We start from the raw sequence: 4,713 nt of genomic DNA, 5'->3' as shown, positions 1-4,713 counted from the left end.
CAGCATTAAATAATCCTTTTTTATATATTATTAGGTTTTTGATTTCAACCTTTACGATGGTATTTCTATTGGGCCTAAACTTTATAACAAAACAGTTCTGAGCAAAACTTTCAATTTTTCACTTTCTCCAAAATATGGTTTTGGTAGTGAAACTCTTGTTGGATCGGCATCATTCTATAACGCCCATCAGTTCGAGAATAATGATCTGTACCTTATTTATTATGGGATTGGAGGTTCACGATATTCCTATGGTTATGATTTATTCTACCAGAAATACAGTCCGTTTCTCGTTTTTGCCTTCCGAAATTCATATTTAAGGAGTAATGAAAGTCAGCGTTTATTAATTAGAAATATTAATGTTCATCGAGATCAAAATCCTGAGGATCCACTACTTCAGCCAGACTATAATGTTCTGAATGTGAAATACAACTATAGCAATCCTAACTTTCTAAAGCATTTAACCGCATCTTTCGATTATCAGCTATCAGATAAGTTCAGTAAAATAGCGGTAACAGCAGAATATAGAAAACTGTTCACCAATAACAGGCAAATCAATTTAAGGTTCTTTGGAGGAACATTTTTGTACAATGATGCCCGTAATAATGATTACTTCAGTTTTGCCCTGGATCGCCCTACAGATTATCTTTTTGACTACAATTACTACGGAAGAAGCCAGGGAAGCGGATTGTTCAGCCAACAGATCATTGTTGCTGAAGGCGGCTTCAAATCTCAACTCCAACCGGAATATGCCAATGAATGGATTACCACTATAAACGCTAGTACCAATATCTGGAAATGGATCTACGCTTATGGTGATGTGGGTATTGTAAAAAATCGGCATGAGAATGGAAAATTACTTTACGATTCCGGTATACGTATGAGTCTCGTTCAGGATTACTTTGAACTTTTTCTTCCGGTCTATTCCAACCTGGGCTGGGAAGTGGCTCAGGAAAATTATGATGAAAAGATCAGGTTCATTGTCTCTCTTGATATTGGCACAATTATAAAACTGTTTACAAGACGCTGGTATTAAATATATTCCCTTACGTTATACTCAGAACAATTTCGTATTTGTCAACGAATTCTAGATCTCAAGCCTTTTATTTCTGAAATAAATAATAAATAAAGGTTAAAATTGAATTATTATCAGTTTTGACGTGAAAATTTGAATTGTGTATAATTTTGATTTTCGCTACATTTGCTACTATTCAAAATAATGTTCATGGAAAGCGAAACACAAACTGAAAATTCTATTTCATTTGATGAATTCAAGTCTCAGGTACTTGAAGATTACAAAATTGCTGCCACCAGCAGAGAGTGTAGTCTTTTAGGTAGACGGGAAGTACTTACCGGGAAGGCGAAGTTCGGAATATTTGGAGATGGAAAGGAAGTACCTCAACTGGCGATGGCCAAAGCTTTCAAAAATGGAGATTTTAGATCGGGTTATTATCGCGATCAAACTTTTATGATGGCAATAGGCGCTCTTACTCCTGAACAGTTATTTGCTGGTTTATATGCAGATACGAATCTGGAAAATGAACCAATGTCTGCCGGTAGACAGATGGGTGGACATTTTATGACGCATAGCCTCGATGCGAATGGAGAATGGAAAAATTTGATGGAACAAAAGAATTCCAGTTCAGATATTTCTCCTACAGCCGGGCAAATGCCGAGACTACTTGGTCTAGCTCAGGCCTCCAAGATCTACAGAAATGTTGATGGAATTTCTGCAGAGAAGTTTACAGATAATGGAAACGAAGTAGCATGGGGAACTATCGGGAATGCCAGTACAAGTGAAGGTCATTTTTGGGAAACCATTAATGCAGCCGGTGTTTTACAGGTACCAATGGTGATGAGTGTCTGGGATGATGAGTATGGAATTTCTGTACACGCCAGGCATCAAACAACTAAAGAAAATATATCTGAAATTCTTAAAGGGTTTCAGCGTGATGAAGAACATGATGGTTATGAGATCATTGTGGTAGAAGGCTGGAATTACCCGGCTTTAGTAGATGCCTATGAAAAAGCATCTTCCATTGCACGTGCAGAGCATTGCCCGGTTCTAATTCATGTTCAGCAATTAACACAACCTCAGGGTCACTCAACTTCAGGATCTCATGAAAGATATAAATCTGAAGACCGGTTGAACTGGGAGAAAGAGCATGATTGTAATGTGAAATTCCGGGAATGGATCATAGAAAATAATTTCTCCAATGCTGAAGATCTTGAGGTTATGGAGAAAGAGATCAAAAAACAGGTAAGAGCTGCTAAAAGCAACGCCTGGAACAATTATTTAAAACCAACTTTAGCTAGAAAGAAGCAAGTTGTAGAACTTCTTGGTAAGGTTGCTGGTAATAGTTCTAACGGGAATTTTATTAACTCTCTTAAAGAGAATATTGCCAATGACAGAGAGCCTTTAAAGAAAGATCTAATTTCTGCTGCAAGACAAACCTTGAGATATACGATCGGTGAGTCTTCTGCTGAAAAAGATGAATTACTTAACTGGTTAAGTGAATTTGGGGAAGAAAATAAAAGCGAATATAGCTCACATCTCTATATCGAAGAAAATACGCTTACAGAAGTTTTACCTGAATATAATGAAGAAGCAGAGGAAGTTGATGCTCGGATTATACTGAGAGACAATTTCGATCAGATCTTTGAAAATCATGCAAATGCTTTAATCTTTGGTGAAGATGCTGGTGAAATTGGAGATGTAAACCAGGGTCTGGAAGGACTTCAGAATAAATACGGAAAATTCAGAGTTGCTGATGCCGGGATTAGAGAAGCAACTATTCTTGGACAGGGAATTGGAATGGCAATGAGAGGACTACGCCCAATCGCTGAGATCCAGTATCTTGATTATGTAATGTACTGTCTTCAAGGGATGAGTGATGACCTTGCAACGCTGCACTATAGAACCAAAGGAATGCAAAAGGCGCCTTTAATTGTTAGAACCAGAGGGCATCGTCTCGAAGGTATCTGGCATAGTGGTTCGCAAATGGCCGGTATTCTTAACCTTGTAAGAGGAATGTACGTTCTTGTTCCTAGAAACATGACGAAAGCTGCTGGTTTCTACAATCATCTTTTGGAATTAGATACCCCAGCATTAGTTATCGAGTGCCTTAATGGATATAGACTTAAAGAGAAGTTACCTACGAACCTTAAGGATATCAAGACGCCTATTGGAGTTACTGAAACTTTAAAAGAAGGTACAGATATTACTCTTGTTTCCTACGGTTCTACATTGCGAATTGTAGAAGAAGTCGCGAAGGAATTAACTCAGGTTGATATTGATGCCGAAGTGATAGATGTTCAGTCTTTATTACCTTTCGATATTAACCATGACATCGTTAAAAGTGTTCAAAAAACAAACCGACTACTGGTAATAGATGAAGATGTTCCTGGAGGAGCTTCAGCCTATATACTGCAGAAAGTTCTTGATGAACAAAATGCATATAGATACCTGGACAGTAAACCGCAAACCTTAACAGCTAAAGAACACAGGCCTGCTTACGGTACAGACGGTGATTATTTTTCCAAACCATCTGCGGAAGATATTTTCGAAAAAGTTTATGCGATCATGCACGAAACCAATCCTAATAAATATCCTAAACTACGATAGTAAAATCTATCTTTCTTTATACAAGCCGCGAATGAATTGCGGCTTTTTTATTTTCGTTTACCAGACTTTAAAAGGTGCTTTCGAAAGACTTATTTCTAAGATCGTAGCTTTATGGCTATTCAAACAAAACGGTTATGAGTTAGGAAATTGAAGAAGTGATACAAAATCCCAAACAGGAAGGAAAATATCTGGACATTACCGGTGTCAAAACTTTCGCCCTGGACAAAGGAAGTGGTGAAGTGGTATTTTGTGTTCATGGAGTGCCTACTTCCTCTTTTTTATATAGGAAAGTTATAGATTCACTAGGGAAAAAGGTCGTCGTGTTGTCTCTGTTGATCTTCCCGGACTAGGTTTAACCGACAGACCGGAGGATTTTAATTACGAATTCAATAATTTCGCCGACTTTCTTACAGACTGCCTAAAGGAATTAAAATTGAAAAGTTTCTCTTAGTAGTGCATGATATTGGAGGTATTATAGGGTTCGCACTGGCTGCAAAAGAATCTGGAAAAAGTACAATCGATTACTATTCTGAATACCATGATAGATATTCAGAATTTCAAGAAACCGTTGGCGATGCGACCCTTCGAGAAAAAAGTCCTGGGTGAAGCTGAGTTAATTTCCATTACTCACGCTACCTGGCCAATTATGTTTTCTCACATGGGCGTAAACGATTCTTCCTGCTCTTCTTCTGCGGAAATTAAAGCCTATGTTGATCTACTAAAGAGAGAAGATGATGGTAAAGCTTTTTTGAAGCTCATGAGAAATTTCAACCAAACTGAAGAATTTCAGAATTTAGTATAAAGCGCTTTAAAAAATATAGATTATCCAATTCAGGCAGTATGGGGTGAGGATGATCCGGCACTAACCTACGAACATTTCAGCAAAGAAATGAAGGAATTAACCGATACTCAGGAAACTCATTTGCTCTCTTCAAGACATTTTCTGCAGGAAGAGGTTCATGAGGAAGTTGCAGCAAAAATTGATAGCTTAATTAAAAGAACGTATTGAATTTCAGGTATATCAAAAATAAAAAAAGGACACTATCCCGTAAAGTGTGTAAGTTCTAAATAAAGGGGTTTAACTTTTATCT

4 protein-coding genes are annotated in these 4,713 nt (G+C 37.5%); all 4 read left to right on the top strand.

The features are described 5' to 3' along the window. The first annotated feature begins 418 nt into the window (after positions 1-418). The 4 genes from QZ620_RS13475 (at position 419) to QZ620_RS13460 (ending at position 4,424) form a co-directional block, all read left to right on the top strand. The gene (locus tag QZ620_RS13475; RefSeq protein ID WP_295182608.1) at positions 419-1,033 is read left to right on the top strand and encodes a hypothetical protein; all 615 of its coding nucleotides are present in this window, start codon (positions 419-421) and stop codon (positions 1,031-1,033) included. Positions 1,034-1,222: 189 nt separating this feature from the next. Beyond that, on the top strand, positions 1,223-3,622 hold the full coding sequence (locus QZ620_RS13470; RefSeq protein ID WP_295182606.1) for a thiamine pyrophosphate-dependent enzyme: 2,400 nt from the start codon (positions 1,223-1,225) through the stop codon (positions 3,620-3,622). A 155-nt stretch (positions 3,623-3,777) separates the two neighbouring features. Further along, positions 3,778-3,972: a hypothetical protein gene (locus QZ620_RS13465; protein ID WP_295182603.1), complete on the top strand. Its 195-nt coding sequence runs from the start codon at positions 3,778-3,780 to the stop codon at positions 3,970-3,972. A gap of 188 nt (positions 3,973-4,160) precedes the next feature. Beyond that, entirely contained in the window at positions 4,161-4,424 is a 264-nt protein-coding gene (locus tag QZ620_RS13460; RefSeq protein ID WP_295182601.1) for a hypothetical protein, read from the top strand. Positions 4,425-4,713: the final 289 nt, after the last annotated feature.

The sequence above is a fragment of the uncultured Christiangramia sp. genome, from assembly GCF_913046405.1.
GTDB classification, from domain to species: domain Bacteria; phylum Bacteroidota; class Bacteroidia; order Flavobacteriales; family Flavobacteriaceae; genus Christiangramia; species Christiangramia marina.
The sequence above is the reverse complement of the archived record's forward strand: the minus strand, read 5'-3'. Positions and strand labels throughout refer to the sequence as shown.

Excerpts from the sequence above, each read along its gene's own strand:
- QZ620_RS13470 (WP_295182606.1), top strand. The coding sequence starts at position 1,223 with ATGGAAAGCGAAACACAAACTGAAAATTCTATTTCATTTGATGAATTC.
- QZ620_RS13460 (WP_295182601.1), top strand. The coding sequence starts at position 4,161 with ATGATAGATATTCAGAATTTCAAGAAACCGTTGGCGATGCGACCCTTC.